The organism is Rhizobium sp. Leaf371, from assembly GCF_001424045.1.
Lineage (GTDB): Bacteria > Pseudomonadota > Alphaproteobacteria > Rhizobiales > Rhizobiaceae > Ferranicluibacter.
In genome coordinates this window covers 83,369-108,964 of sequence record NZ_LMQB01000023.1, presented here as the reverse complement: position 1 = coordinate 108,964, position 25,596 = coordinate 83,369, and the positions used below count along the sequence as shown (strand labels likewise).

General features: G+C 62.2%; 27 protein-coding genes and 1 pseudogene. All 28 read left to right on the top strand.

Annotated elements, in window-relative coordinates; all coding sequences use genetic code 11:
• Window positions 1–116: 116 nt before the first annotated feature.
• The 28 genes and pseudogenes from flgB to fliR all read left to right on the top strand — a co-directional run bounded on the left by flgB (window position 117) and on the right by fliR (window position 25,596).
• The gene (flgB, locus tag ASG39_RS11260; RefSeq protein ID WP_062595558.1) at window positions 117–497 is read left to right on the top strand and encodes a flagellar basal body rod protein FlgB; all 381 of its coding nucleotides are present in this window, start codon (window positions 117–119) and stop codon (window positions 495–497) included.
• Window positions 498–502: 5 nt separating this feature from the next.
• Complete coding sequence (gene flgC / locus ASG39_RS11255) at window positions 503–922, top strand: flagellar basal body rod protein FlgC (RefSeq protein ID WP_062595557.1); 420 nt, start codon at window positions 503–505, stop codon at window positions 920–922.
• A complete protein-coding gene (locus tag ASG39_RS11250; protein WP_062595100.1) occupies window positions 922–1,260 on the top strand; it encodes a flagellar hook-basal body complex protein FliE in 339 nt (112 codons plus the stop codon). The genes flgC and ASG39_RS11250 overlap by 1 nt, the downstream gene beginning before the upstream one ends.
• 25 nt (window positions 1,261–1,285) lie before the next feature.
• The gene (gene flgG, locus ASG39_RS11245) at window positions 1,286–2,074 is read left to right on the top strand and encodes a flagellar basal-body rod protein FlgG (RefSeq protein WP_062595099.1); all 789 of its coding nucleotides are present in this window, start codon (window positions 1,286–1,288) and stop codon (window positions 2,072–2,074) included.
• Window positions 2,075–2,112: 38 nt separating this feature from the next.
• The gene (flgA, locus tag ASG39_RS11240) at window positions 2,113–2,682 is read left to right on the top strand and encodes a flagellar basal body P-ring formation chaperone FlgA (protein ID WP_244481213.1); all 570 of its coding nucleotides are present in this window, start codon (window positions 2,113–2,115) and stop codon (window positions 2,680–2,682) included.
• 98 nt (window positions 2,683–2,780) lie between these two features.
• Window positions 2,781–3,818: pseudogene (locus ASG39_RS11235) on the top strand (flagellar basal body P-ring protein FlgI); the annotation flags it as partial.
• The gene (locus tag ASG39_RS11230; protein ID WP_062595097.1) at window positions 3,815–4,351 is read left to right on the top strand and encodes a MotE family protein; all 537 of its coding nucleotides are present in this window, start codon (window positions 3,815–3,817) and stop codon (window positions 4,349–4,351) included. The pseudogene ASG39_RS11235 and the gene ASG39_RS11230, both read left to right, overlap by 4 nt.
• A complete protein-coding gene (gene flgH, locus ASG39_RS11225) occupies window positions 4,348–5,055 on the top strand; it encodes a flagellar basal body L-ring protein FlgH (protein ID WP_062595096.1) in 708 nt (235 codons plus the stop codon). The genes ASG39_RS11230 and flgH overlap by 4 nt, the downstream gene beginning before the upstream one ends.
• A gap of 69 nt (window positions 5,056–5,124) precedes the next feature.
• Window positions 5,125–5,700 carry a flagellar basal body-associated FliL family protein gene (locus tag ASG39_RS11220; protein WP_062595095.1) on the top strand — a complete coding sequence of 192 codons (576 nt, stop codon included), beginning with the start codon at window positions 5,125–5,127 and terminating at the stop codon, window positions 5,698–5,700.
• Window positions 5,697–6,434: a flagellar type III secretion system pore protein FliP gene (fliP, locus tag ASG39_RS11215; protein WP_062470289.1), complete on the top strand. Its 738-nt coding sequence runs from the start codon at window positions 5,697–5,699 to the stop codon at window positions 6,432–6,434. Before ASG39_RS11220 ends, fliP begins: the two co-directional genes overlap by 4 nt.
• Window positions 6,435–6,745: 311 nt before the next feature.
• Window positions 6,746–7,657: a flagellin gene (locus tag ASG39_RS11210; protein ID WP_062595094.1), complete on the top strand. Its 912-nt coding sequence runs from the start codon at window positions 6,746–6,748 to the stop codon at window positions 7,655–7,657.
• Between the two features lie 256 nt (window positions 7,658–7,913).
• Window positions 7,914–8,825: a flagellin gene (locus tag ASG39_RS11205; RefSeq protein WP_062595093.1), complete on the top strand. Its 912-nt coding sequence runs from the start codon at window positions 7,914–7,916 to the stop codon at window positions 8,823–8,825.
• 298 nt (window positions 8,826–9,123) lie between these two features.
• A complete protein-coding gene (locus ASG39_RS11200; RefSeq protein WP_062595092.1) occupies window positions 9,124–10,092 on the top strand; it encodes a flagellin in 969 nt (322 codons plus the stop codon).
• A gap of 462 nt (window positions 10,093–10,554) precedes the next feature.
• Window positions 10,555–11,208 carry a hypothetical protein gene (locus ASG39_RS11195; protein ID WP_062595091.1) on the top strand — a complete coding sequence of 218 codons (654 nt, stop codon included), beginning with the start codon at window positions 10,555–10,557 and terminating at the stop codon, window positions 11,206–11,208.
• Complete coding sequence (locus tag ASG39_RS11190; RefSeq protein WP_062595090.1) at window positions 11,205–12,395, top strand: flagellar motor protein MotB; 1,191 nt, start codon at window positions 11,205–11,207, stop codon at window positions 12,393–12,395. Before ASG39_RS11195 ends, ASG39_RS11190 begins: the two co-directional genes overlap by 4 nt.
• 3 nt (window positions 12,396–12,398) lie before the next feature.
• Window positions 12,399–13,724, top strand: coding sequence for a chemotaxis protein MotC (gene motC / locus ASG39_RS11185; protein WP_062595089.1), 1,326 nt, complete (start codon window positions 12,399–12,401; stop codon window positions 13,722–13,724).
• 1 nt (window position 13,725) lies between these two features.
• On the top strand, window positions 13,726–15,489 hold the full coding sequence (locus ASG39_RS11180; protein ID WP_062595088.1) for a flagellar hook-length control protein FliK: 1,764 nt from the start codon (window positions 13,726–13,728) through the stop codon (window positions 15,487–15,489).
• The gene (locus tag ASG39_RS11175) at window positions 15,407–16,039 is read left to right on the top strand and encodes a transglycosylase SLT domain-containing protein (RefSeq protein WP_082477176.1); all 633 of its coding nucleotides are present in this window, start codon (window positions 15,407–15,409) and stop codon (window positions 16,037–16,039) included. The genes ASG39_RS11180 and ASG39_RS11175 overlap by 83 nt, the downstream gene beginning before the upstream one ends.
• Before the next feature lie 293 nt (window positions 16,040–16,332).
• Window positions 16,333–17,004, top strand: a complete 672-nt coding sequence (locus tag ASG39_RS11170) for a response regulator transcription factor (protein WP_062595087.1) — start codon at window positions 16,333–16,335, stop codon at window positions 17,002–17,004.
• A gap of 230 nt (window positions 17,005–17,234) precedes the next feature.
• On the top strand, window positions 17,235–18,437 hold the full coding sequence (locus ASG39_RS11165) for a flagellar hook protein FlgE (RefSeq protein ID WP_062595086.1): 1,203 nt from the start codon (window positions 17,235–17,237) through the stop codon (window positions 18,435–18,437).
• A gap of 23 nt (window positions 18,438–18,460) precedes the next feature.
• A complete protein-coding gene (gene flgK, locus ASG39_RS11160) occupies window positions 18,461–19,927 on the top strand; it encodes a flagellar hook-associated protein FlgK (RefSeq protein ID WP_062595085.1) in 1,467 nt (488 codons plus the stop codon).
• Between the two features lies 1 nt (window position 19,928).
• Entirely contained in the window at window positions 19,929–21,026 is a 1,098-nt protein-coding gene (locus tag ASG39_RS11155; protein WP_062595084.1) for a flagellar hook-associated family protein, read from the top strand.
• Window positions 21,027–21,062: 36 nt separating this feature from the next.
• Window positions 21,063–21,410, top strand: a complete 348-nt coding sequence (flaF, locus tag ASG39_RS11150) for a flagellar biosynthesis regulator FlaF (RefSeq protein ID WP_062595083.1) — start codon at window positions 21,063–21,065, stop codon at window positions 21,408–21,410.
• Window positions 21,407–21,856, top strand: coding sequence for a flagellar biosynthesis repressor FlbT (gene flbT, locus ASG39_RS11145; RefSeq protein ID WP_062595082.1), 450 nt, complete (start codon window positions 21,407–21,409; stop codon window positions 21,854–21,856). Before flaF ends, flbT begins: the two co-directional genes overlap by 4 nt.
• Window positions 21,847–22,275, top strand: a complete 429-nt coding sequence (gene flgD / locus ASG39_RS11140) for a flagellar hook assembly protein FlgD (protein WP_062595081.1) — start codon at window positions 21,847–21,849, stop codon at window positions 22,273–22,275. The genes flbT and flgD overlap by 10 nt, the downstream gene beginning before the upstream one ends.
• Before the next feature lie 68 nt (window positions 22,276–22,343).
• Window positions 22,344–22,610 carry a flagellar biosynthesis protein FliQ gene (gene fliQ, locus ASG39_RS11135; RefSeq protein WP_062595080.1) on the top strand — a complete coding sequence of 89 codons (267 nt, stop codon included), beginning with the start codon at window positions 22,344–22,346 and terminating at the stop codon, window positions 22,608–22,610.
• A gap of 149 nt (window positions 22,611–22,759) precedes the next feature.
• On the top strand, window positions 22,760–24,847 hold the full coding sequence (gene flhA / locus ASG39_RS11130) for a flagellar biosynthesis protein FlhA (protein WP_062595554.1): 2,088 nt from the start codon (window positions 22,760–22,762) through the stop codon (window positions 24,845–24,847).
• A complete protein-coding gene (fliR, locus tag ASG39_RS11125; protein WP_062595079.1) occupies window positions 24,844–25,596 on the top strand; it encodes a flagellar biosynthetic protein FliR in 753 nt (250 codons plus the stop codon). The genes flhA and fliR overlap by 4 nt, the downstream gene beginning before the upstream one ends.

Sequence of the window (25,596 nt, the reverse complement as noted above, 5' to 3'; positions counted from 1 at the left end):
CTTGGTCGAAGGCCGATTTTCGCGCGTTTTTCACGCGCCGAAAGCCTGCAAATCTGCGCCAGTCCCACGCAAGTTTACGCGCCTAGTGTCTCCATCAACAAGCATGGAGTCGCATGATGCAACCTATTCAGCTGTTCGAACTGGCATCGAGGCAAGCACAGTGGCTCGCCGTCCGCCAGAATGTCGTCGCAGGCAACATCGCCAACGCCAATACGCCGCACTACGCATCGAAGGACATCAAGCCGTTCGATAGCGTCATGAAGGAAACCGGCTTCCAGCTGGCGGCCACCAATCCCGCGCACTTCACCAGCGGCCCCTTGAGCAACCAGGTCACGGAGACGTCGCTGGTCGAGGATGGCGAGGTCCAGCAGTCGGGCAACAGCGTCGAGATCGAGAAAGAGCTCATGAAGTCCGGCGAGGTGAAGCGGGATTACGAACTCAACACCGGTCTGGTGAAGTCCTTCCATCGCATGATGCTGATGGTCGTCAGGAAGTAATGGTCATGGATCCTCTCGTCTCCGCTCTCAAAGTCGCAGCCTCCGGTCTCGAAGCCGAGTCCACGCGCCTGCGCATCGTGTCCGAAAACATCGCCAACGCCCGTTCGACCGGCGATACCGCCGGTGCCGACCCCTACCGTCGCAAGACGGTCAGCTTCTCCGCCGAGGTGGATCGCGTCAGCGGCGCGTCGAGCGTCGAGGTCCAGAAACTGGGCGTCGATCAGTCCGACTTCACCGTCGAGTTCGATCCGGGCAATCCGGCCGCCGACTCCAAGGGCATGGTCAAGCTGCCCAATGTCAACGTGCTGATCGAAATGGCAGACATGCGCGAAGCCAACCGTTCCTACGAGGCCAACCTGCAGACCACCAAGCAGGCCCGCGACCTCATTTCCCAGACAATCGACCTCCTGAGGGCCTCGCAATAATGATCGACGCAATCAAGACCATCGGTGCGGCACTCTCCACCGCCACCGAAAGCACCACCAACGCCACGGGCTCCGCGGCTTCTATCGCCTCCCAGGCTCTGGGCGGCGCAGCGCCGGCCGGGCAGAGCTTCTCGGACGTCTTCAGCGGCATGGCATCGGAGATGACCAATTCGCTGCGCTCTGCGGAAACCTCGTCCATCCAGGGGATCAGCGGCAAGGCCAACACCCGCGAAGTCATCGATGCCGTCATGAGCGCCGAACAGTCGCTCCAGACCGCCATCGCCATCCGCGACAAGATCGTCACGGCCTATCTCGAAATTGCCCGTACACCGATCTGAGGCGCGGATCTAAAGGAATAGTACCATGAAGGCTCTCTCCATTGCCGCCACCGGCATGAACGCCCAGCAGCTGAACCTCGAAGTGATCGCGAACAATATCGCGAACATCAACACGACGGGCTACAAGCGGGCACGCGCCGAGTTCTCCGACCTTCTCTATCAGACCGAGCGCGCGGCCGGCGTCGCCAACCGGTCCAACCAGGCGATCGTGCCCGAAGGCGCCAAGGTCGGCCTCGGTGTCCAGACGTCCGCCGTGCGCAACCTGCACATTCAGGGCAGCCCCGTTCAGACGGGCAACGACCTCGACGTGATGCTGATGGGCAAGGGCTGGTTTCAGATCGAAATGCCCGATGGGGAGATGGCCTATACCCGGGCTGGTGCCTTCAACACCAACGAGACGGGACAGCTCGTCACCATCGACGGGTATACCGTCTCTCCCGGCGTCACCATTCCGCAAGGCTCGACCGATATCACCATTTCCGGGTCCGGCCAGATCATGGCCCGTCTGAACGGCGCCTCCATCCCCGCCCAGGTCGGCCAGCTGACCATCGCGAACTTCATCAACGAGACGGGTCTCGATCCCCAGGGCGACAACCTCTTTAAGGAAAGCCCTGCATCCGGCCCTCCGGTCGTCGGCACGCCGGCCGATCCGGGCTACGCCTCCATCAAGCAGAAATATCTCGAGGCGTCGAACGTCGATCCGGTCAAGGAAATCACCGACCTCATCTCGGCGCAGCGTGCCTATGAGATGAACTCCAAGATCATCCAGGCCGCCGACGAGATGGCCTCCACCGTCAGCAAGAACCTGAGATAAGCGGCCAGAGCCCGGAAGACACGGAAGGAGCGGCAGACATGATGTTTCGCCCGATGAACAGGTTGAGAACGGTGAGGTCGGCGGCGCGCTTCGTGCAGCCCGCACTCCGGCGCCTGATGGCCACGATGCTGTGCGCTGCCGCCCTTTCGACGATGACGATCACCGGTGCCAACGGCCAGGCCGGCAGCCAGACGGGTGTCCGGGACGGGGCACAGCCCGCATCGAAGACGGCTGTCATCCCCACGGAAACCATCTATCCCGGCCAGACCATCGAGGAAGGCCACCTGCAGGTGGTCGCCGTGACCAATCCGGACCTGTCCGGCGATTACGCCTCCGGGCTTGAGGAAGTCGTCGGCAAGATCACGAACCGGACGCTTCTCGCCGGCCGCGTCATCTTCGTCGCCGGACTGCGCGAACCCTATGCCGTGGAACGCGGCAAGGCCGTGCGGATCGTCTATTCGAACGGCTCGCTGACGATCAGTGCCGGCGGCTCGCCGCTCGACAATGCCGCCGTCGGCGACCTCATTCGCATTCGCAACACCGATTCCGGCATGATCGTATCGGGCACCGTCATGGCAGACGGAACAGTTCACGTGGTGGCAAAATGATCGTTTCCATGGCACGGCGCCTCATTGCAGTGGTTGCGGCGCTCGCTCTCAGCCTGCCGCTCAACCTGACCCTAGGCGTCGAAACCGCATCCGCGGCCGCCCGCATCAAGGATGTGGCCTCGCTGCAGTCGGGTCGCGACAACCAGTTGATCGGCTACGGCCTCGTCGTCGGCCTGCAGGGAACGGGCGACAGCCTGCGCTCCTCGCCCTTCACCGAGCAGTCGCTGCGCGCCATGCTGCAGAACCTCGGCATCTCGACGCAGGGCGGCGAGTCGCGGTCGAAGAATATTGCGGCCGTGCTCGTCACCGCCAACCTTCCCCCTTTCGCCAGTCCCGGCAGCCGCATCGACGTCACCGTCGGGTCGCTCGGCGACAGCACGTCGCTGCGCGGCGGCACGCTGGTCATGACCTCGCTCTCGGGCGCGGACGGACAGATCTATGCGGTGGCCCAGGGCTCCGTCGTCGTGACCGGCTTCAGTGCCCAGGGCGACGCGGCAACTCTTCAGCAGGGCATCACGACGGCCGGCCGCGTGCCGAACGGCGCGATCATCGAGCGCGAGCTGCCGGCGAAGTTCAAGGATGCGATCAATCTCGTCCTGCAGCTTCGCAACCCCGACTTCTCCACCGCCGTCGGCATGGCCGCGGCCATCAACCGCTATGGGCGCGAGCAATTCGGCGGCCAGATCGCCGAGGCCCGCGACAGCCAGACCGTCATCATCGACAAGCCGAAGATGGCCGATCTCGCACGCCTGATGGCCGATATCGAAAACCTCGTCATCGAAACGGACGTCCCCGCCCGCGTCGTCGTCAACGAGCGCACCGGCACGATCGTCATCGGGCAGGATGTGCAGATCTCGCCTGTCGCGGTCAGCTTCGGCACGCTGACGGTGCAGGTCACCGAAACGCCGACGGTCGTCCAGCCCGAACCCTTCTCTCGTGGCGAGACCGCCATCGAGCCGAACACGCAGATCGATGCCAGCCAGGCAGGCGGCAAGGTCGCGATCCTCAACGGGTCCAATCTGCGCACGCTCGTCTCGGGCCTGAATTCGATCGGCGTGAAGCCGGACGGCATCATTTCCATTCTCCAGGGCATCAAATCGGCCGGTGCCCTCCAGGCGGAGCTCGTTCTGCAATGATCGCGAAACATATGTCTTCCGCGCGCCTGCGCCAGCTGCTTATCGGCGCCGCAACCAGCCTCGTCCTGACGATCCCGGGCGCATTCGCCCAGGAGGTCGCATCCCCGTCCGGCACGGGCGCCCCCGAGGGCGGCGAGATCCAGCAGTTCTGCACCAATATTGCGGATGCCGCCCGCGACCAGCGCTATCTCCTGCAGAAGCAGCAGATCGAGCAGCTGCAGGCCGGCGTCGACGAGCGCATCGCCCTTTTGGAAAAGCGGCGCGCGGAATACGAGGACTGGCGCAAGCGCCGCGACGAATTCCTGAAGCAAGCCGAGCTCAACCTCGTCGACATCTACAAGACCATGAAGCCGGATGCGGCGGCGAGCAAGCTGTCGCTGGTGCGCGCCGAAATCGCTGCCGCGGTCATCATGAAGCTGCCGCCCCGCCAGTCCAGCCTCATCCTCAGCGAGATGAGCGACGAGAAGGCGGCCGTCCTGACCAACATCATCTCCAGTGCCGCCGATCCGAACACATCGAAGGAACCGTCATGAAAATTCGCCTTTCGGCCGCCCTGGCCGCAAGTCTTCTGACCGGTTGCCAGTCGTCCCTGCACGATGTCGGCCGCGCCCCCGCCATGAGCCCCATCGGCAGCGGCCTGCAATACACGCAGACGCCGCAGCTCGCGATGTACCCCAAGGAGCCGCATCAGGTGGCGAGCGGCTATTCGCTGTGGAGCGACCAGCAGTCGGCGCTCTTCAAGGACGCCCGCGCCATGAAGATCGGCGACATCATCACCGTCGATATCCGCATCGACGACAAGGCGAGCTTCGACAACAAGACCGACCGCAAGCGGACCAACGACAGCGGCTACAATCTCGGCGCGGCCGGCAATTCCCAGACGAGCGATTTCGCCTGGAAGGGCAATCTCGATTACGGCTCCAACACCTCGACGAAGGGGGAGGGGACGACGGAGCGATCCGAAAAGCTCGTCCTTCTCGTCGCCGCCGTGGTCACGGGCGTGCTGGAAAACGGCAACCTCTTGATCAGCGGCTCGCAGGAGGTTCGCGTCAATCACGAGCTCCGGATCCTCAATGTCGCGGGTATCGTGCGGCCGCAGGACGTCGATGCGAAGAACATGATCTCCTACGACAAGATCGCCGAGGCCCGCATCTCCTATGGCGGCCGTGGCCGCCTGACCGAAGTGCAGCAGCCGCCCTGGGGTCAGCAGGTCATGGACATCATATCGCCGCTCTGATCGCGCTTCGACCGGCAGGTGCCGGCGGACGGAACGGAACGGACATCGGGAAGGCTTGAGCGAGGCGAGATGGACGAGATCGAAAACGGCACACCGCCGAAAAAGAAAAGCGGCATGGTCATGACCATCGCGGCGGTCGCCATCGTCTCCGTGCTCGGTGCCGGCGGCGGCTGGTTCCTCGGCAGCATGCTGGCGCCGGAGCCGCTGACCTCCGACGAGGCCCGCGTGCTTGAGGAAGCCAAGGCGACCATCAGGACGCGGGAAGCCGCAGAAGCCGCCAACGAGGCCGCGCCTCCGGGCGGCGGGCACGGCGAGGCCAGTAAGGAAGACAAGGACGGCCTGCCGAAGGCCTCGACCGAAGCCAACGGCGTCCTGCAGCTCGACCCGATCACCACCAACCTGTCCTATCCCACGGAGAACTGGATCCGCCTGGAGCTGGCGCTTCTTTTCAAGGGCACGCCGGACGTCGCCATGGCCCAGCAGATCCACGAGGATATCGCAACCTACCTGCGGACCGTGTCGCTGCAGCAGATCCAGGGCCCCCGCGGCTTCCAGTATCTGAAGGACGATATTCAGGAACGGGTTGACCTGCGCTCCGAAGGGCGCGTAACGAATGTGATCTTCAGAACATTCGTGGTCCAATGATTCGTCTGGTCGCATTCATAGCCGCCATGGTCGCCATGACGGGGATCGCAGGGGCGCAGGGCTTCCCCTCGCAGATCTTCAACCAGCCGATCGACGGCTCCGCGGCCTCGTGGATCATTCGCACGTTCGGGCTTCTGACGATCCTGTCGGTCGCGCCCGGCATCCTCATCATGGTCACGAGCTTCCCGCGCTTCGTCATCGCCTTTGCGATCCTGCGCACAGGCATGGGTCTCGCCACCACCCCCTCGAACATGATCATGGTCAGCCTCGCGCTGTTCATGACCTTCTACGTCATGGCACCCACATTCGACCGGGCGTGGCGGGAGGGCGTCGATCCGCTCATCCAGAACCAGATCACCGAGACCGAGGCGCTCACGCGCATCAGCGAGCCCTTCCGCGAGTTCATGCTCGCCAACACGCGCGACCGGGATCTCCAGCTCTTCGTCGAGATCGCCCAGGAGAAGAACCAGACCGTCGTCGTGGATGGTCGCGTCGACCTGCGTGCGGTCATCCCCGCCTTCATGATCTCCGAGATCCGGCGCGGCTTCGAGATCGGCTTCCTGATCATGCTGCCCTTCCTCGTCATCGACCTGATCGTGGCGACCATCACGATGGCGATGGGCATGATGATGCTGCCGCCGACCTCCATCTCGCTGCCGTTCAAGATTCTCTTCTTCGTGCTGATCGACGGCTGGAACCTGCTCGTCGGCAGTTTGGTGCGCTCGTTCAACTGACCTTGCGGGCGTGGTTAACCAAGTACTGTTCGGCACGGTATATTTAGTCTTAATCCGTTTTCTAAGTTATTGTTATAAAACGAATATTCTGCGGCGAGATGGGAATCCGCCGCGGACGGAGCTGCCCTGCGCCAAAGGTCGATTTAAGCAAATCGCAAGCTTTGAATGCGATATTACGCTTACATGACGGGTTTGGTTCTCCTGAGGAATAGCAGGCACCGAGTGGCATGATGCCGAACCGTTATCACCGGTAAGTTAGTCCGGTATGTCCCTAAGTTTTTTGTTTTGTGTACCTTAGAGGGACAGTCTAAATGTCAAGCATCAATACCAACGTTTCCGCAATGGCGGCACTCTCCACGCTGCGCACCATCAGCAACGAAATGGAGACCACCCAGTCGCGCATCTCCTCCGGCCTCAAGGTCGGTTCGGCTTCCGACAACGCCGCCTACTGGTCGATCTCCACGACCATGAAGTCGGACAACAAGGCTCTGGCCACGGTTCAGGACGCCCTCGGCCTCGGCGCTGCAAAGACCGACGTCGCCTACACGGCGGTCGATGCCTCCATCAAGGTCGTCGATGAAATCAAGGCCAAGCTGGTTGCCGCCAGCGAGCCAGGCGTCGATAAGGGTAAGGTGCAGAAGGACATCACGGAACTTCAGAACCAGCTTAAGTCGATTGCAAAGTCGGCATCTTTCTCCGGCGAGAACTGGGTTCAGGGCGCCGCAGGCGGCGCAGTCAAGAACGTTGTCGGCGGCTTCAACCGTGACTCCAGCAATGCCGTCAGCCTGACGACTCTGGATTTCGACACGAACAAGAGCCTTCTGATCGCGGTCGACGGCACGGGTGCCGCGGTTACGGGCGGAAAGCTAACGACCGACCTTACCGGCGCAAACATGACCGGCAAGACGGTTCTGAACCTTGATATCACAAGCCTGTCCAATGTCGATCTTGCCACGGCCCTCTCCGGCGTTGACGCCGTCCTGCAGAGCATGACGGATGCCGGCGCTGATCTTGGTGCACTCAACAAACGGATCACGCTCCAGACCGATTTCGTCAGCGATCTGACGGCTTCGTTTTCGAAGGGCATCGGCCGTCTGGTGGACGCCGACATGAACGAGGAATCGACCCGCCTCAAGGCTCTGCAGACGCAGCAGCAGCTCGGCATCCAGGCGCTTTCGATCGCCAACTCGGACTCGCAGAACATTCTGTCGCTCTTCCGTTAATCGCGGCGGGCTCAGCCCGACACGAACGAACTCGACCAAAGGCCGCGTCTCGCAAGAGACGCGGCCTTTTCTCGTCTGATCGAAAATGTTTTCTGGCCTTAGCTGTTCTTTAACTCTGATAGTGTTTTCTATGGTTATCGAGACAGCGGGTTAACCAAGAGAATTAACACGTTAGCAGGCATGAAGCTGGCCGCTGTCTCCCGGTATAGGCCGGAATGTCCCTTCCATTTTTCCTGTTCAAGAGGGGCAGATCACGATGACGAGCATTCTGACGAATTCTTCCGCAATGGCGGCACTCTCCACGCTGCGCCAGATCGGCGCTGACATGGAAACCACCCAGGGCCGCGTGTCCTCGGGCCTCAAGGTTGGCGTTGCCGCCGATAACGCCGCCTACTGGTCGATCGCAACGACCATGAAGTCGGACAACAAGGCGCTCGGCACGGTCCAGGACGCCCTCGGCCTCGGCGCTGCAAAGACCGACGTCGCCTACACCGCCATGGACTCTTCCATCAGCGTCGTTGACGAAATCAAGGCAAAGCTCGTTGCCGCCAGCGAGCCGGGTGTCGACAAGGGCAAAGTCCAGAAGGAAATCGACGAACTTCAGAACCAGTTGGTCTCGATCGCCAAATCGGCTTCTTTCTCGGGCGAAAACTGGGTTCAGGGTACGGCTGGTGCCTTAAAGAACATCGTCGGCGGCTTCAACCGCGATTCCGCCAACGCCGTCAGCCTGACAACGCTGGATTTCGATACGTCGAAGAGCATGCTGATCGAAGTCGATGCCTCGGGCAATCCTGCGGCAGGCGGTACCGCCGGAAAGCTGACGACCGATCTGGCTGGCCTGACCAACATGAGCGTTCTGACTCTTGATATCTCCGCCCTGACACCCGCTCTGCTGTCAGCCGCTATTTCGGGCGTCGATGGCGTTCTGCAGACCATGACCGACGCCGGTGCAGACCTCGGTGCCCTCAACAAGCGCATCGATATGCAGGCCGACTTCGTCAAAGACCTCAGCTCGTCCTTCGAAAAGGGTATCGGCCGTCTGGTGGATGCCGACATGAACGAAGAATCGACCCGCCTCAAGGCTCTGCAGACGCAGCAGCAGCTCGGCGTCCAGTCGCTCTCGATCGCCAACTCCAACTCCGAAAACATCCTGTCGCTCTTCCGTTAAGAGAAGCAGGAACGCGGGACAGCGTTTCATGCTCCCCGAACAAAGGACCGTCTCGCAAGAGGCGGTCTTTTTTTGTTTGTATTCAACATATTAATCCGCTGGTAATATGGATTGAGATCTGTTCATAAAGATTGACGGCCAAGCGCCGCGCTTAAATCTTTGTTAACCATAACACGATTAAATCATCCTTAAGACGAAGCGCTGCCGATCGGGTAAATCGGGTAGCTGCATGACGCTCCTTCGTCGTCGCGGGCCATCGGCCGCATGCTTTCGATCTTCCAAAAAAGGGTGAACCCCAATGACCAGCATCATGACCAATGCCGCAGCTATGGCTGCGCTGCAGACGCTCCGCACGATCAGTACTGCCATGGAAGAGACCCAGGCGCGCGTTTCCTCCGGCTACCGTGTCGAAACGGCGTCCGACAACGCGGCCTACTGGTCGATCGCAACGACCATGCGCTCCGACAACATGGCGCTCTCCACGGTCCAGGACGCGCTTGGTCTGGGTGCCGCCAAGGTGGACACGTCCTATTCCGCCATGAGCTCCTCGATCGACGTCATCACCGAGATCCAGTCCAAGCTCGTTGCGGCCAGCGAGCCGGGCGTCGACAAGTCCAAGATCAACAAGGAACTCTCCGAGCTGAAGAACCAGCTCGCCGCCGCCGCACAGTCGGCCTCCTTCTCCGGTGAAAACTGGCTCTACAATGCGGGCTCGACCGCTGTCGGCGTCAAGTCGATCGTCGGCTCCTTCAACCGTTCGTCGGACGGTTCCGTTTCGGTGACGACGCTGGATTACGACACGTCCACCTCGATCATGATCGATCTTCAGGACCCGACCCGCGGTCAGCTGACCAAGGACATCACGGTCGATCAGCCCGACGGCACAGGCGGCACCGTTCCGACCGAATACCACTTGATCAACGCGCAAGGGGGCACGAGTGCCGCCGGGTCGGTGATCGAACTGTCGCAGGCGACGACGCCGCAGCAGATTGCCGGCATGCTGTCCGCCGTCAACGAGATCCTGTCCGGCCTGACGGATGCAGCCTCCACGCTCGGCGCCATCACCAAGCGCATCGACCTGCAGGAAGGCTTCGTCGCCAACCTGATCGACGTGATCGACAAGGGCGTCGGCCGTCTGGTCGATGCCGACATGAACGAGGAATCGACCCGCCTGAAGGCTCTGCAGACGCAGCAGCAGCTCGGCGTGCAGTCGCTCTCCATCGCCAACACCAACTCCGAAAATATCCTGCGCCTCTTCCAGCAGTAAGGCCGGACAAGGCCTTGCCTCCGCCGTCGTCGGGGGACGAGGCCGTCATTCGCCGGAGCCGCGGTCATCGGCTTCGGTGGATCGGTTGGACCGCGTTATTGCCCGAGCGCGGTCCAACACCCTTCAACCCTCGCACAAGTTTGACCCGCTAGTCTCCTCTCGCAGCCCCGTCTCCGGCCCGTGCTCGCCTCCCAGGCGCGCCGTCCGGACCAAAGATCCCGCACAGTGCGGGGCAGGGCCGCCGGTGCATCCTGTCCTTGTACCGCCGCTTGCAGCCTTCCGGATCCCGTTCCGCCTGTCTGCTCAACGAGATGTCCGGGCTCTGCCGACACGGCACGGGCCCAGAAGGAGACGGTCGGACGTGCCCATGACCCGTTGTTTCGGCCCCGAAAGCCTGTTGTCCCCAGCCCGCAAACCCTGTGTCCGCAACGATGCGGGACGGGCGATGCCGGAGATGCAACGATGACGGCGCCACTCTCCCGATATCTCAAGGATTTCAGCGCGCCGAAGGTGGACCTGACGCGCGTGCCGAAAACCTATTTTCCCGACATCGAAGAACCCGTCTCGCGCGACACGCGCCCGGTCGTCAAGGCACCGCCGGAGCCGGTCATCGATATCGAGGCCGAACGCCAGAGCGCCTACGGGCGCGGCCGCGAACATGCCGAAATGGAGATGCGCGCCCGCCACCAGGCGGAGATCGCCGCCTTGCGCGCACAACACGAAGCCGAGTGCGAAACCATCCGCGAGCGCCTCGAGAACCAGGCCGCCGCGATGATCCATCAGCGCTTCAGCGAGATCGGTTCGCTGCTCGCCGGCATGATCTGCGAGCAGACGGCCCAGGTTCTCGCGCCGATCCTGCAGGAAACGCTGACCGAAAAAGCCGTGGAGTCGCTTGCGGCCGCCATCCGCCATTCCATCGATGGCGACGCGGTGAAGATCACCGTGCGCGGCCCGGCCCGGATGTTCCAGGCGCTCGAGACGCGTCTTTCGGACACGGAAGTGACCTTCCGCCATGTCGAAACCGATGACATCGACCTCTCCGCCGAATTCGGCGATTCGATCCTGATGACCCGGCTGTCGGCCTGGGCTGACACCGTACGGAAAGTGATAGCATGAGCGAGAGCAACAGCCATCACGGCAAGAACGAAATCATCATCATCAAGCGACATGCGGCCGCCCATGGCGGCAGCCATGGCGGCGCGTGGAAGATCGCCTATGCCGACTTCATGACCGCCATGATGGCCTTCTTCCTGGTCATGTGGCTGATCAATGCGTCAAACCCGAAGACCAAGGCCGCCATCGCCTCCTATTTCAATCCGGTCCAGCTGACGCAGCAGGAGCCTTCGGAAAAGGGTGTGAAGGAGCCGGCCAAGGACGCCCAGGGCGAAGAGACGCAGGCGCGGTCCAAGGTCGATGGCAACCAGCCGAAGAGCGGCGGATCGGCGAAATCCGGCGAGGACGAATCCGCGACCTCCGGCGAGGAAACGAAGTATTCCGACGCCGACTTTTTCGAAAACCCCTATTCCGTGCTCTCCGAAATCGCCAGCGAAGTCGGGCGCGAAACCAATATCAGCTCCAAGGGCGATGGCGGTGCCTCCACATCGGGTCCGGCCACCGGCGCCTCCGGCGGCGAAGCCTATCGCGACCCGTTCGATCCCGATTTCTGGGCGAAGCAGGTTGAGCTGAAGAAGGTCGCCGAGACCGGATCGGCGGCCGGCGACAAGACCGGCAACGGTGCGGCTGACAATGTCGGGGACGGCAAGAGCGAAGCCAAGGGCGATGCGATGGTCGCCGCCAACGACCCGGCAACGCCGAAACCCGCGCCGTCGGTCGCCGAGACCAAGGCGGCATCCGAACTGAAGGAAGCGATCGAGAAGGAAATCGGCGGGGCGGCCGGCAAGCTTGCCGAGGGCCTCCTGGTCACGCCGACCGAAGGTGGATTGCTGGTCTCGATCAGCGAGCAGAGCAATACCCCGATGTTCGGCCTCGGCTCGGCCGTTCCGGAGCGCGAGACGGTTCTTGCCATGGAGAAGATCGGCAAGCTGCTCTCGACCCGGTCCGGCGCCATTGCCATCCGCGGTCATACCGATGCACGTCCGTTCAAGGCCGGCGGCTACGACAATTGGCGCCTGTCGGCTGATCGGGCGCAGAGCGCCTATTACATGCTGATCCATGGCGGCCTTGCGGAAGACCGCGTCAGCCAGATCAGCGGCTTTGCCGACCGGCGCCTGCAGGTTCCCGAGGATCCGAACGCCGCCGCCAACCGGCGTATCGAAATCCTCATCCAGTCGAATCAGGGCTGAGCCATGACGAAGGCCCTCCGTTTCCTCTTTCTCGGTGCCTGCGCATCGGCCGCGTGGCTCGCAACGCTGTCGAGCGTCCGTGCGGCCGGGGAACAGGACGAAAATCTCCCGCCCTACAAGATGATCCGCTCGCTGCAGCTGGTGCAGGACGGCATTGTGCATGGCGATCTCTCCGCCGCCGATATGCAGCAGTTCATGCTGGGCGCCATCGACAAGCGCCTGATGGCGGCCGACCGCAGCGTCTTTGCTGATCCCCGCAACGTCGATGCGGCGCTGATCTACGCGATGAGCGGCGGCAATCCGAAGACGCTCGCCTATCTCGCAAGGCGCGACATCGACGGCAACTTCGACAATCGCATCACAGATTCTCTCGGCCAGTACCTGAACGGCAAGGGCGGTCTGGTCGTGGAAACGCTGTCGAAGACCATCGACGAGTACAAGAACGCGCCGATCGGTCCCTATCTCTTTCTCGTCTATGGCAATGCGGTGTCCCAGCAGGATCCGCGCAAGGCCGTGAAGGCCTATGACTGGGCCCGGCTGGTCGCGCCAGGCACGAATATCGAGGAAGCAGCTCTCCGCCGATCCCTCATGCTCAGCACGCGCGCCGGCAAGATCGACGAGGCGTTGCGCTATTCGCTTTCCTACACGCGCCGTTTCATGACATCGCCCTATGCCGGCCAGTTCGCCGATATCTTCGTGGAACTTGCGGTTGCGAGCTATGGCGATCGCACGCGGGAGAGGATTGAGGAGATCCTGTCCTTCATGGACAGGCCGCGCCAGCGCGAAGTCTTTCTGCGCCTCGCGCGCAATGCGGCGATCGCGGGTCTGAAACCGTTGACGAAGCTTGCCTCCGAGCGGGCCGCGGCCCTGTCCGCGCCGGCGGATACCGAGCCGAACGCGCTTGCAAGCTTCTATTCGAACCTTGTGGACGTGCCGACGACCGGCATTCTCGACGCGGTCAAGGACATCGAGTCCATCCCCGATGCCGAACTCTCGGCGCGTGACCGCAGCCTGAAAGAGGCCGCCCAGACGGTCGCGCGGGAGGTCCTGCGCGCTCCGGTTCCAAAGGTCGAGGCGTCGATCGACAGTTCAGCACAAGCTCAGGCTGATACACCGTCGTCACAAACATTGTCTCCCGAAGTCCTTTCGGGATCCGGCAGCAACGACAGCCCCTTTGCAGCCCCGGCGGTGCCCACGGCGTCCCAGACGGCGCAAGCCGAAGCCGGGCCATCGGTTGCGGCGGATGCCGATCCGGCGCTGGCGACATTTCTGACGAGCGGAAAGAACAAGCTGGGCGAGATCGACGCCTTGCTTCGGGAGGATATGTAGAATGAATTCCCTTGATGAAGCGCTGCCGGCAGCAAGAACGCCACGCGCCAGCGTTTCCGCCGTCAAGAGCCGCCAGGGCGATGCCGAAGGCGGCGCGGCTTTTCAGAAGGCCTTTGCCGATCTCGAGAACGGACGCGAGACGACTGCAACGACAGACACATCCGCAAACCAGATCGCGGACACACGGGATGAGCCCCTGAAGGAGACGTCCGCCGAAAGCGCCGGCAGCCGGAAAGGGCTGCTGACGGAAGCATCGACCGCAAATGTCTTCGGGAACGCCGAGGGCGCCGATCGGAAGAGGCCGCAGGCAGCCTCCGCACCGTCGGTGCGGCTGTCGGCCGCGGCCACACTCTCTGCCACCCTCGCTTTGAAGGCCATCAAAAACGAGACGGCTTCGAATGCCGCTGCAACGTCCGTCGATGATGCGAAAGCGCCGAGCGCCGACACGGCTGCAGCACCAGAGCGTCTTGCCGAGAAGGCCGATCGCCTGCAGGCTGCCGCTTCCCGAACGGCGAAAGCATTGCTGGCTGCGAACGAGGCGGCATCGATCGTCACAGTGAAAGACGCCACGCCGGAGCCGGACTCCCAGCTGAAGGACGCCGCACTCTCGGCGATCAAAACCGCAGAGGCAACGTCCGTCGTAACGCCTCTGCCGACCGGGCCAGCGCAGACGGCGGTCGACACGTCCGGCGAGACCGCCGACGCGACCACCGACATCGATCGGGAAACGGCTCACGAATCGAAGGCCTCGGGCACCGATCAGCGTGCGGTGAATGAGACCAAGCCGGAGGCTATGACCATGGCGGCGGATGCCGCAGCGGCGACGCCGGCGGCAGAGGCCGATATTCGCAGCCTCATGGCCATTCTCGGTCCGGTCACGACGCCGCCTGCGCAGACTACGCCGGTCGAGAAAACAACCCTGGCGTCGGAGACCGGCCCGAGAAGCGCGAAGCTCGCGGGCGAGAAGACGAACCAGGCGATGCCGGCGGCATCAGCGCATGCCACAACCCTGCCGACATCGACGGAGGGCGCCGACCAGGTGTTCCGGTTCGCGCGTGCGGATGGCAAGGTCGTACCGATGTCGCTGCGGCCGGATGCCGAACGGACGGTGTCCACCCCGGCAAATGAACAGGCAAGCGCCAAGGCCGATACCGTCACCGTGCTGGATGCCCGCCGCTATCTCGGCATCGCGCCGACGCTCGGCAGCTCCCTGCCGATGACCGCCAATGCCCAGGCCGTTGCCGCGGCCATTACCGGCAATGGCGACCCCACGCAGTCGCTCCAGGCCAATACGAGCCTTCCGGGTGCCGATGGCGCAACAGGCAAGGTGGTCAACACCCTCAAGATCCAGATGCATCCGATCGACCTCGGACTCGTCACGGCGACGCTGCGTCTCCGAGACGACGAGCTGCAGATCGATCTTCGCGTCCAGACGGGCGAGGCCTACCGCCAGCTCACCGACGACCAGGATGCGATGATCAAGGCGCTGCGCGCACAAGGCTTCCAGGTCGATCAGGTCAACGTCATCTTCACGCCATCCGACAGCGCGAGCGGCAATGACGGCTCTTCCCAGCCGCAGGGCAACCAGCAGCAGCCATCACAGAACGGACGCGACACCCAGGGCGGCCTTGCGGCCGGCAATGGCGGAGAAGGCCGGAATGGCACGGGACAACGGAATGCGGATGACGGGCGGACAAGACAAGACGCGCTTCGCGAAGCCTCTGCTGCGCCTCAGCCTGGCCCTTCTGACGAGCTTTATTTCTAGCGCTCCAGTCTCCGCGCAGGCGGCATCCGGCTCCGGGGCGGGTTCGGGCGCGGGCTCGGATGCCGGCTTGTGCGAAGGCCAGATCATCGCGGCGGCGGCCAAGTACGGAATTCCCGAGGGCATCCTCTATTCGGTGGGGCTGACGGAGACGGGCCGCAAGGGGTCGCTGCAGCCTTATGCCATGAACATCGACGGCAAGGCGGTGTTCGCCTCCAGCGCGGCCGAGGTGCTGCAACGGTTCCAGACGGCGAGGGCGGAGGGCGCAAAGCTCATCGATCTCGGTTGCATGCAGATCAATTATCGCTACCACGGAGAGAATTTTGCGTCGCCCGAGGCGATGCTCGACCCTCGCTCGAACGTCGAATATGCGGCCCGCTTTCTGGCAAACCTGCATGCGCGACACGAGACATGGACCATGGCTGTCGCCCGATATCACGCCGGGCCCAACAACGATCCCGCGCAGAAGCGATATGTCTGCCGGGTGATCGCCAATCTGGTCGCGACAGGCTATGGGAAATGGACCCCCAACGCGGCGTCGTTCTGTCAGTAGCGTGCTTCATAGAACAACCTATGCGATTTCAAACCTGTCATTTCTTGGCGTGCTTCGGCGCAGATTTTTTGGCGCAATTGCGGCGCGTGCAATGGCTGACATTAACACGCGTTAACCTTTCCACAGGATTTCTAGTCGTTGTGCCGAAATGAGCCACTATATCTTGATCAAATCGGTGTGAGACCCCGCAGCTAGTACCATTTCTACCCACCCAAACCCTCTAATTGTGACAAGACGCCACGATTCGTACCAATGACGTATTGGAAAACACCATACTGATTCGGAGCGGACGAATGATCGTAGTGGTTGATGAACGTGAACTTGTAAAAGACGGATATACCTCTCTCTTCGGACGGGAAGGTGTACCCTCCACCGGGTTTGATCCCAAGGAATTCGGCGACTGGGTTTCCACCGCCGCCGACAGCGATATCGACGCTGTCGAAGCGTTCCTGATCGGTCAGGGCGAACGGGCCATGACCCTTCCCCGGGCGATCCGCGATCGGTCCACGGCACCGGTCATCGCCATCAGCGACACCCCGTCGCTGGAAGCCACGCTCGCCTTCTTCGACTGCGGTGTCGATGATGTCGTGCGCAAGCCGGTCCATCCCCGCGAGATCCTCGCCCGTGCAGCGGCGATCCGCCGCCGCCTGAAGTCCCTCTCCAACTTCACCGATATCGGTGCGATCCGCGTCTTCTCCGACGGTCGTGATCCCGAAATCGAAGGCGACACCTTCGCCTTGCCGCGCCGCGAGCGCCGCATCCTGGAATATCTGGTCGCAAACCGCGGCCGTCGCGTCTCGAAGTCGCAGATCTTCAACGCGATCTACGGCATCTTCGACGAGGACGTCGAAGAGAACGTCGTCGAAAGCCACATCAGCAAGCTGCGCAAGAAGCTGCGCAAGAAGCTCGGCTTCGACCCGATCGATAGCAAGCGCTTCCTGGGCTACTGCATCGACTGGAGCTGAGCCTCCAAACTCTGCCCGGTTTCCAAAGGGAGCCATGGCATCTTTCGAAAGCGAACGACGAGGGTTCGCAATCGGAGGACGCCATGGCTCCCTTTCCGTTTCAAGATCTTGTTTCTGTTTGAAAAAAATAAGCGCAAACCGTCGCTCGACGGCCCGGACGGACAGCCTGAACAGGTTCACGCAAGGCTTGCTTCCTAGTGTCACCAGGACGAACGAAACGAGGATTGGACATGAGTCTCTACGGAATGATGCGGACCGGCGGATCCGGCATGAATGCACAGGCTAACCGCCTGAGCACCGTCGCGGAGAACATCGCGAATGCCAGCACCACCGGCTACAAGCGCACCTCGACGGAATTCTCCTCGTTGATCCTGCCGACCACCGGCGGGAGCTACAATTCGGGCGGTGTCGAGACCAAGATACGTCGCAGCATCGACGACGAAGGCGCAACGACGGCCACCACCTCCGGCTCCGACATGCGCATCAAGGGCGAGGGCTTCTTCGTCGTCGCCGATGCAACCGGCAAGAATTTCATGACCCGCGCCGGCGCCTTCACCAAGGACGATGCCGGCAATCTGGTCAACGCGGCCGGCTACAAGCTGCAGGGCTATGCCTATGAGAACGGTCAGGCGCCGACCGCCGTTGCCAACGGTTTTGGCGGTCTGACCGACATCAACCTCCAGGCGGGTGGGCTCGTGGCCACGGGCACGACCAAGGTCGCTCTGGGGGCGAACCTCGACATGCGGACGCTCGACAATGCTCCGGCATCGGCGACGTCCATCGAAGTCTTCGACACGCAGGGCAACAAGCGGATCCTCGATGTCGCCTACACGAAGACGGCGACCAACACCTGGCGGGCCGACGTGACGGATCGCGTCTTAGGCACGCAGATCGGCACGACGGCGTTGACCTTCGATGACCGCGGGACCCTGACCTCGACGCCCCTTACCGTGGCGACCACATCGATACCGGTCGGCGGCGCCACGCTGGAGTCGATCGAGATCGACCTGTCCAACACGACGCAGCTCGGCGCCAACTTCACGCCGGTGCCCGGGAATAAGAACGGCAACGCGCCGAGCGCCGTCGCCGGCTTCGAGATCGACGACGAAGGCATCGTCTACGTCCGCTACGCAAACAACGATCTGGACCCGCGCTATCGCCTCGCGCTCGCGACGGTTCAGAGCGTCAACAATCTCGAGCCGCAGGCGGGCAACGTCTATCTGGCGGGTTCCGCATCCGGTGAGGTTTCCCTCGGTTATGCAGGCACGGGCCAGTTCGGCGGCGTCCAGACCAATGCCCTTGAAAGCTCCAACGTCGATATCGCCGACGAACTGACGTCGATGATCGAATCCCAGCGCAGCTACACAGCCAATTCCAAGGTGTTCCAGACGGGTGCAGACCTCCTGGACGTCCTGGTCAACCTCAAGCGCTGATCTAGAAAAGGACGGGCTCCGTCATGTCTCTTGCTTCCGCCATCACCACGGCTCAGACGATCTTCAGCAATACCGGCAAGCAGACGGCCATCGTATCGCAGAACATCGCGAATGTCGGCAATGCCGACTACTCGCGTCGTCTCGCCATGATGGGCGTAGACAACGACGGCCAGCCTTTCCTGAAGGTGCAGCGCGCCCAGAACGAGGCGCTGTCGAAGCAGAACATCGCCAGCATCTCGGACAATTCGGGCCAGTCGCGATTGCTCTACGGCCTGCAGCAGATTCAGTCTGCCTTCGGCGGCGCGGATTATCCGACCGCGCCGGCGACCTACATGACCTCTTTTCGCAGCAGCCTTCAGACGCTTGCGTCATCCCCGAGCAGCATCACCATTGCCCGATCCGCCGTTTCGGAAGCGCGGGACGTGGCGAACGCGTTGAACTCCGCCACCACGGTGCTCAACGATGTGAAGGCGACGACGGACAAGGAAATCGGCGAGCAGGTCACCGAGCTCAACGAATATCTCGCAGCCTTCGAAAAGACCAACAACACCGTCGTCAGCCTGGTCGCCAATGGCAAGGATGCAGGCGACGCGCTCGACAAGCGGGATTCGCTCCTGAAGTCGATCGCCGCAATCGTCGGGATCTCCACCACCACCCGTGCCAGCATGGATACCGTCATCTACACGAGCGACGGAAGCGTGCTGTTTGAATCCTCGGCGCGCAAGGTCGAACTGGTCGGCGAGGATGGCAGTTCTTCTCCGCCCTTCCATGTCGAGGTCGACAACGAAGTGCTGAAGGCCGGCACCGGCGGCAACACGACGGCGCAGGGAACGCTCGCCGCTCTCTTCCAGCTTCGCGACGAGGTCGCGCCGATGATGCAGAAGCAGCTGGACGAGATCGCGCGCGGCCTCATCGTCGCCTTCCGCGAAACGGACCAGACGCTTCCCGTTGCAGACCGGGAACCGGGATTGCCGGGTCTCTTCCTGGACGGGACCAGCACGGACATGCCCACAGCGGCAACGATTTCGCCCGGTCTCGCCGGACGCATCTCGCTCAACGCGGCAATCGACGATAACCCGATGATGCTGCGCGACGGCGGTTTCAACAATACGGGAACCGCGACGAACTACACCTACAACACGGAAAATGTCGCAGCGTTTACCGGTCGCCTCAACGGCCTCATCGAGGAAATGGGGAAGCCGCAGGCTTTCGACGCGACAGCCGAAATCGGCAGCACTGCAACGCTCATGGGCTATTCCTCGAGCTCGATCGGCTGGATCGAGCAGCTGCGCAAGGCAGCGACGTCTGCCGACGAAATCAAGAGCGCCATGCTGGCGCAGACGTCGCAGACGCTCAGCAACGAGACCGGTGTCAGTCTCGACGAGGAGCTGTCGCTCATGCTCGACCTCGAGCAGTCCTACAAGGCGTCGGCAAAGCTGATGACCACCGTGGACGAAATGCTCAAATCCCTGCTGGACATGGTGAGATAATATGAAGACGTCGTTCATTTCCAACCTGGCGGTGCAGAACGCCATGCGGCTCAGCGTCCAGCGCGGCCAGCAGGAAGTCGTGAAGCTTCAGCAGGAAGCGACGACCGGCGTTCATGCCGATCCCGGCGCCTCGCTCGGCTCGAGCGCAGCGCGCCTGGTCAGCCTCAAGGACGAGCTGCAGCGTCTCGCCAACATCAAGGATACCAACGCTCTCGTCACGCAGCGCCTGTCGACGTCGCAGCTGGCCGTCGAATCGATGCGCAAGGCAGGCGAAGAGATGAACACGACGCTGGTCGGCGCCATGGGCGTGGAAGATGCGTCCCGCCTCGGAAACACCAAGACGGCGGTGATCTCGACATTCAACGCCTTCTTCGTGGCGGCGAACTCGCAGTCGAACGGTGAGTACCTTCTCTCGGGCGTCAATTCCGACGCCCGTCCGCTGCTGCCCTATGCCGAGAACGAGGCCGCCAAGAAGACGTTCTACGATGCGTTCGAAAGCTTCAAGCTGGAAAACAACGGCGACCCGGCCAATACCCCGATTGCGACCCTCAAGGATCTGTCGGCCGCACAGATGCGGGACTTCATCGATCGCAAGATCGTGCCGCTCTATGTCGGCGATACGAGTGCCGGCGAAAAGGCCGTTCCCGATCAGTGGATGACGGACTGGTCGAAGGCCTCGGACAGCAATGTCCAGAGCCGCATTTCCGGATCCGAAGTCGTCGCGTCGAACACGAATGCCAACGAGGCGGGCGTGCGCAAGATGGTGCTGGCCTCCGTGCTGGCCACCGAACTCATCGCGGCGGACCTCACCAGCGAGGCGCGCCTGGTCGCCAACCAGAAGGCGCAGAATTACACCCAGCAGGCCATTTCCGGCATGATCAGCATGGGCAGCGATCTCGGCACCTCCGAAGGTCGCGTCTCCAAGGCCAATACGCTGCTGGATTCCCAGACGAAGCTGCTCATCACCCATGTCAGCGATCTCGAGGGGGTCGATCCCTACGAGGCCACCACGCGGATGAAGGCGCTGATGACGCAGATCGAGACGTCCTACACACTCACGTCGCGGATGCAGCAACTGAGCTTGATCAATTTCCTCTGATGCGAAGAGGCTTAGACAAACATGAGGGATGTCTGAATGTATCAGTTTTCGTATGCCGAGATCATGGAGGATGGCGTTGTCGACTCCAAGGATCGTGAGCGACAGGTCCTCGACCGTTCGATAGCGCTTCTCGCATCTGCCGGCCGGCAGAAGGGATATTCCCGGGAAGCGATCGAGGCGGTCTACTACACGCGGCGCCTCTGGATCCGTTTTATCGAGGACCTGCGCGCGCCCGACAACCAGCTGGACGAGTCGCTGCGCGCCAACCTCATCTCCATCGCCATCTGGATTTTGAGCGAGACCGAGAAGATCCGCAAACGCGAATCCTCGAACTTCCAGGGCATCATCGACATCACAACCATCATCAGGGATGGACTGAAATGAAAAGCACACTGCGCATCTCGCTGAAGTCGGGCGAACGGATCTTTGTGAATGGCGCCGTTCTGCGGGTCGATCGCAAGGTTGCCGTCGAGTTCCTGAACGATGTCACCTTCCTGCTCGAAAATCACGTCCTCCAGCCGGAGGAGGCGACCACCCCGCTGCGTCAGCTCTATTTCATCGCCCAGATGATCCTGATCAATCCGGAAGGGGCCGAGCAGTCGACGATCATGTTCCGCAAGTCGATCGTCATGCTCCTCAACTGCTTCAAGAACGACGAGATCCTTTCCGAGCTGAAGCGCGTCGACGGTCTCGTCATGCAGGGCCGCGCCTTCGACGCCCTGAAGGCGATCCGCGGTCTCTATCCCATCGAGGACAAGATCCTCAACGCACAGGAAATGGCACCCGCCATGATCGAACATATCCGCAAGGAGATCGCACCATGGCGGTAGGCAGTCTGATCGGCGCGACAGCCGCCACGAGCACGACCACCACGACGACGTCGACGGCGAAGGACGCGGCCGCCGCGTCCTCCAAGGCCAACCTCAACTATGACAGCTTCCTGAAGCTGCTCGTCGCCCAGATGAAGAATCAGGATCCGACGCAGCCGATGGACAGCACGCAGCAGATCGCCCAGCTCGCGACCTTCTCCCAGGTCGAGCAGACCATCCAGACGAACACCAATCTGGAAAGCCTGCTGCAGCGCACCTCGCTCTCGGAAGCCAATGCCGTCATCGGCAAGACGGTGACGAGCGCGGACGGCAAGACGACTGGCGTGGTGAAAGAGGTCACGCTATACTCCGACGGAATCGTTGCGCTTCTGGAAAACGGCACCAAGCTTGCCATCGGTCCCGGCGTTTCGGTAAAGTAAACGTTTAGGCACAATAGCCGCGTCGGGCGGAACACCGCCCGATCCTCCGTCGCGAAGTGACAGTGCAAATGAATGAGGCCGACGCTCTCGACATGGTTCAGACGGCGATGTGGACGGTCGTCGTGGCGTCCGGTCCGCCCGTTCTCGCCGCCATGATCGTCGGTCTTGTCGTCGCCCTGATCCAGGCGCTGACGCAGGTGCAGGAAATGACCCTGACCTTCGTCCCGAAGATTCTGGCGGTTCTCGTGACCGTCGCCATCGCCGCGCCGTTCATCGGCTCGCAGGTGTCGATCTTCACGGACATCGTTTTTTCCCGCATCCAGACCGGCTTCTGATCTCTCGGTAACGCGCTGACGCGGCTCGTCGCGCATCGGCCGAACCGGATCGCCAGCCATCCCCGCGCAAGCTTGAGCGCCTAGAACGGTCGTCACAGGGGCGACAGGTATGAATGTCGCCCGCCTCTCATGACGAGACGGACATTCCGATGGCGCAACCTCCTGCAATTGTCATTCCCAAGATCGCCCCGAAAGGGCGCGATATCGGCTTCGCGCTCGGTATCGTCGCGATCCTGTCGATCCTCTTCCTGCCGATTCCGCCCTTCCTGATCGACATGGGCCTGGCCTTCTCCATCGCCTTTTCCATCCTCATCCTGATGGTATCGCTCTGGATCCAGCGGCCGCTCGATTTCTCGTCCTTCCCGGTCATTCTGCTGATCTCCACCATGATCCGCCTCGCGCTGAACATCGCGACGACGCGCGTGATCCTGTCGCACGGCCACCAGGGGCACGACGCGGCCGGCAGCGTCATCGCGGGCTTTGCCAGCCTCGTGATGTCGGGCGATTTCGTCATCGGTCTGATCGTCTTCCTCATCCTGATCACGGTGAACTTCATCGTCATCACCAAGGGCGCCACGCGTATCGCGGAAGTCGGCGCCCGCTTCACCCTCGATGCCATTCCCGGCAAGCAGATGTCGATCGACGCCGATCTGTCGGCCGGCCTGATCAACGAGAAGGAAGCGCAGCATCGCCGGCGCGAGCTGGAGGAGGAAAGCTCCTTCTTCGGCTCCATGGACGGTGCCTCGAAATTCGTGCGCGGCGATGCGGTCGCGGGCCTGCTCATCACCGGCATCAACGTGTTCGGCGGCATCATCATCGGCTATTTCCGCCACGGCATGTCGATCGGCGAAGCGGCCGACGTGTTCGTCAAGCTTTCGGTCGGCGACGGCCTCGTCTCGCAGATCCCGGCCCTGATCGTCTCGCTCGCGGCCGGCCTTCTCGTGTCGCGCGGCGGCACCTCCGGCTCGACCGACCAGGCGGTCGTCGGCCAGCTCAGCAACTATCCCCGCGCCCTGATGGTCGCCGCAGGCCTGCTCGGCATGCTGGCCATCATTCCCGGTCTGCCCTTCATTCCCTTCGCCACGCTCGCCGTCGGCATGGCCGCCATGGCCTATATCATTCCGCGCCGTGCCGCCGCCGCCAGCCAGCTGAAGCGCGAGCAGGACCTGCAGACGGCAGCCCAGGTGAAGGACAGCGAGAAGGACAGCGTCAAGTCGGTCCTGAAGACCGCGGAAATCGAGCTGCTGCTCGGCAAGCAGGTCTCGACCCGACTGCTCGGCGCCCACCAGGAACTCGCCTTCCGCGTCGGCAAGATGCGCCGCAAATTCGCCAGCCAGTACGGCCTCATCGTGCCCGAGATCAAGGTCTCCGACGATATCGCCGTGCCGGACAAGGCCTACCATATCCGCGTCCACGGCACGACGATCGCCTCGAACACGGTCCGTGTCGGCGAAGTCATCGTTGTCACCGGCGGCGGCCGGCGCCCGACGGTTCCCGGCGACGACATCCGCGAACCCGCCTTCGGCATGCCCGCCGTGTCGATCCTCGAAACCTTTACCGAAGACCTGAAGCGCGAAGGCTTCCACCCGATCGACAACGTGTCCGTCGTTCTCACGCACCTGTCGGAAGTCATCCGCAACAACCTGCCGCAGCTTCTGTCCTACAAGGACGTGAAGATCCTCATCGAGCGTCTCGATCCGGAATATCGCAAGCTGGCCGACGAGATCTGCACGTCGCACATGTCCTATTCGGGCCTGCAGGCCGTCTTGAAGCTGCTGCTCGCCGAGCGCGTCTCCATCCGCAACCTGCACCTGATCCTCGAAGCGGTGGCCGAACTCGCCCCGCATGTCCGCAAGACCGAGCATATCGTCGAGCATGTCCGCGTGCGCATGTCGCAGCAGCTCTGCGGCGATCTGTCCGACAACGGCACGCTGCGCGTCCTGCGCCTCGGCAACAAATGGGACATGGTGTTCCACCAGGCGCTCAAGCGCGATGCGAAGGGCGATATCGTCGAGTTCGACATCGATCCGCGCCACCTCGAAGAGTTCAGCGAGGAGGCGACGCGGGTCATCCGCGAGCATCTCGACCGCGGCATGCCGTTCGTGCTGGTATCTTCGCCCGAATCCCGCTCTTATGTCCGCATGATCATCGAACGCCTGTTTGCCACGCTGCCGGTCCTCAGCCATGTCGAGCTTGCAAAGGGGCTCGAGATCAAGATCATCGGCTCCATCTCATGATAACGGACCCGGAGGGCACGGTGCTCGCGCTGTTTGCGGCATTCTGCCGGATCGGCGCCTGCATCATGGTCATGCCGGGTTTTTCCTCGGCGCGCGTCTCCGTTCAGATCCGCCTCTTTACCGCGGTCGCGATCTCGATGGCGATCCTGCCGATCATGTGGAACGACATCTACCCGCAGATCGCCGGCAAGGGGCACACCTATATCTACATCATCACCACCGAGATCGTCATCGGCAGCGTGATCGGCCTGATCGCGCGCTACTACGCGCTCGGCCTGCAATTCGTCGGCTCGGTGCTCACGATGATGATCGGCTTCACGGCACCACCCGCCAGCGACGTTCTCGAAGACACCGCGGAAAACCAGGTGACCAACCTGATCTCGTTCGGCGGGCTGATGGTGCTCTTCATGCTGGATTTCCATCACGTGATCTTCGAGTCGATCTTCGACAGCTACAAGGCCATGCCGCTCGGCGTGGGCTTCGATCCGCAGGGCATCCTGATCACGATGACCAATGCGCTCGAAATGACCTTCATGATCATGCTGCGCCTGTCGAGCCCGTTCATCATCTACGGCCTGCTGTTCAACGTCGCCCTCGGCATGGTCAACAAGCTGGCGCCGCAGATGCCGCTCTACTTCATCTCGGCGCCCTACCTCATCATGGGCGGCATGTTCCTTCTCTATCTGGGCATCGCTGCCATGCTGCGGCTCTTCGCCGACGGGTTTGCCGTCGTCATGCAGGGAATCTAG

What these genes read in the sequence shown, in the direction of transcription:
- flgB (WP_062595558.1), top strand. Translation starts at nt 117, where the DNA reads ATGCAACCTATTCAGCTGTTCGAACTGGCATCGAGGCAAGCACAGTGG.
- flgC (WP_062595557.1), top strand. Translation starts at nt 503, where the DNA reads ATGGATCCTCTCGTCTCCGCTCTCAAAGTCGCAGCCTCCGGTCTCGAA.
- ASG39_RS11250 (WP_062595100.1), top strand. Translation starts at nt 922, where the DNA reads ATGATCGACGCAATCAAGACCATCGGTGCGGCACTCTCCACCGCCACC.
- flgG (WP_062595099.1), top strand. Translation starts at nt 1,286, where the DNA reads ATGAAGGCTCTCTCCATTGCCGCCACCGGCATGAACGCCCAGCAGCTG.
- flgA (WP_244481213.1), top strand. Translation starts at nt 2,113, where the DNA reads ATGATGTTTCGCCCGATGAACAGGTTGAGAACGGTGAGGTCGGCGGCG.
- ASG39_RS11230 (WP_062595097.1), top strand. Translation starts at nt 3,815, where the DNA reads ATGATCGCGAAACATATGTCTTCCGCGCGCCTGCGCCAGCTGCTTATC.
- flgH (WP_062595096.1), top strand. Translation starts at nt 4,348, where the DNA reads ATGAAAATTCGCCTTTCGGCCGCCCTGGCCGCAAGTCTTCTGACCGGT.
- ASG39_RS11220 (WP_062595095.1), top strand. Translation starts at nt 5,125, where the DNA reads ATGGACGAGATCGAAAACGGCACACCGCCGAAAAAGAAAAGCGGCATG.
- fliP (WP_062470289.1), top strand. Translation starts at nt 5,697, where the DNA reads ATGATTCGTCTGGTCGCATTCATAGCCGCCATGGTCGCCATGACGGGG.
- ASG39_RS11210 (WP_062595094.1), top strand. Translation starts at nt 6,746, where the DNA reads ATGTCAAGCATCAATACCAACGTTTCCGCAATGGCGGCACTCTCCACG.
- ASG39_RS11205 (WP_062595093.1), top strand. Translation starts at nt 7,914, where the DNA reads ATGACGAGCATTCTGACGAATTCTTCCGCAATGGCGGCACTCTCCACG.
- ASG39_RS11200 (WP_062595092.1), top strand. Translation starts at nt 9,124, where the DNA reads ATGACCAGCATCATGACCAATGCCGCAGCTATGGCTGCGCTGCAGACG.
- ASG39_RS11195 (WP_062595091.1), top strand. Translation starts at nt 10,555, where the DNA reads ATGACGGCGCCACTCTCCCGATATCTCAAGGATTTCAGCGCGCCGAAG.
- ASG39_RS11190 (WP_062595090.1), top strand. Translation starts at nt 11,205, where the DNA reads ATGAGCGAGAGCAACAGCCATCACGGCAAGAACGAAATCATCATCATC.
- motC (WP_062595089.1), top strand. Translation starts at nt 12,399, where the DNA reads ATGACGAAGGCCCTCCGTTTCCTCTTTCTCGGTGCCTGCGCATCGGCC.
- ASG39_RS11180 (WP_062595088.1), top strand. Translation starts at nt 13,726, where the DNA reads ATGAATTCCCTTGATGAAGCGCTGCCGGCAGCAAGAACGCCACGCGCC.
- ASG39_RS11175 (WP_082477176.1), top strand. Translation starts at nt 15,407, where the DNA reads ATGACGGGCGGACAAGACAAGACGCGCTTCGCGAAGCCTCTGCTGCGC.
- ASG39_RS11170 (WP_062595087.1), top strand. Translation starts at nt 16,333, where the DNA reads ATGATCGTAGTGGTTGATGAACGTGAACTTGTAAAAGACGGATATACC.
- ASG39_RS11165 (WP_062595086.1), top strand. Translation starts at nt 17,235, where the DNA reads ATGAGTCTCTACGGAATGATGCGGACCGGCGGATCCGGCATGAATGCA.
- flgK (WP_062595085.1), top strand. Translation starts at nt 18,461, where the DNA reads ATGTCTCTTGCTTCCGCCATCACCACGGCTCAGACGATCTTCAGCAAT.
- ASG39_RS11155 (WP_062595084.1), top strand. Translation starts at nt 19,929, where the DNA reads ATGAAGACGTCGTTCATTTCCAACCTGGCGGTGCAGAACGCCATGCGG.
- flaF (WP_062595083.1), top strand. Translation starts at nt 21,063, where the DNA reads ATGTATCAGTTTTCGTATGCCGAGATCATGGAGGATGGCGTTGTCGAC.
- flbT (WP_062595082.1), top strand. Translation starts at nt 21,407, where the DNA reads ATGAAAAGCACACTGCGCATCTCGCTGAAGTCGGGCGAACGGATCTTT.
- flgD (WP_062595081.1), top strand. Translation starts at nt 21,847, where the DNA reads ATGGCGGTAGGCAGTCTGATCGGCGCGACAGCCGCCACGAGCACGACC.
- fliQ (WP_062595080.1), top strand. Translation starts at nt 22,344, where the DNA reads ATGAATGAGGCCGACGCTCTCGACATGGTTCAGACGGCGATGTGGACG.
- flhA (WP_062595554.1), top strand. Translation starts at nt 22,760, where the DNA reads ATGGCGCAACCTCCTGCAATTGTCATTCCCAAGATCGCCCCGAAAGGG.
- fliR (WP_062595079.1), top strand. Translation starts at nt 24,844, where the DNA reads ATGATAACGGACCCGGAGGGCACGGTGCTCGCGCTGTTTGCGGCATTC.